The 750-nt window shown below is 62.4% G+C and carries 1 protein-coding gene; it reads right to left on the reverse strand.

The window, feature by feature from the left end; translation table 11 throughout:
* On the reverse strand, positions 1–586 hold a 586-nt coding region (locus tag R4P08_RS18385; RefSeq protein WP_317815307.1), incomplete at its 3' end, for a CueP family metal-binding protein.
* Positions 587–750: the final 164 nt, after the last annotated feature.

Here is a 750-nt window from a genome sequence, read left to right on the forward strand (position 1 = left end):
TCATGGTGGTCAGGCAGGTGAGGTCCTGGTCTCCGGTGGCGATCGGAACAGTGGCCGACTTGTCGTCGTAGTCGATGGTGAGCGTGGCAGTGATGTCTCGCGGTAGCCAGAATCCGAGGAAGCCGTTGTCGTAGGTGGTGCGTGGTTCGTCGATGAGGATGTCTCCGGTGGCGGTATCGGTGACGGTGACGTGCACCTCTTCGGTGGCCATCTCGCCGCGGCAGGTGGTCAGGCTGTGGAACTGGCAGGGGTGGGTGCTGGTGTTGTAGGGCGCCACTGACAGATAGAACTGGTCATCTGGCATAGGCATCGTTGCCAGGCCCTCATCGCTACTGGTCAAGACCAGTTCGGTCGGCTGCACCGAGGCGATCAGATCATCCGGCCTATCGGCCACCGGCATGGTGTCGAGTTTGTTGATGATCTGGGGCGCGTCGAGACCGGCGAGGCCGTAGGACTCCAACGACGGGTTGGGTGGTTCTGTCGAAGCGTTCTCGGACGGCCCGGTCGAGCAGCCGGCGAAAGTTAACGCGGCGGCAGCAAGGAACGCGGACGCGACTCGTCGCCGCGAGTGGTGTCTGATGGTCATCGTGTTTATCATCGCTCCATCGCTCTTGTGACGGATTCTGGACTCAGGTCGAGGCGGCGTAGCAGCTGGGCGTTGAGAGCGACAACGACTGTCGATAGCGACATGAGGATGGCGCCGACGCTCATGGGCAGCACGAATCCGACCGGGGCCAATACGCCAGCGGC

It is taken from the genome of Rhodococcus sp. IEGM 1408, assembly GCF_033142235.1.
In the GTDB taxonomy this organism is placed as follows: Bacteria; Actinomycetota; Actinomycetes; order Mycobacteriales; family Mycobacteriaceae; genus Dietzia.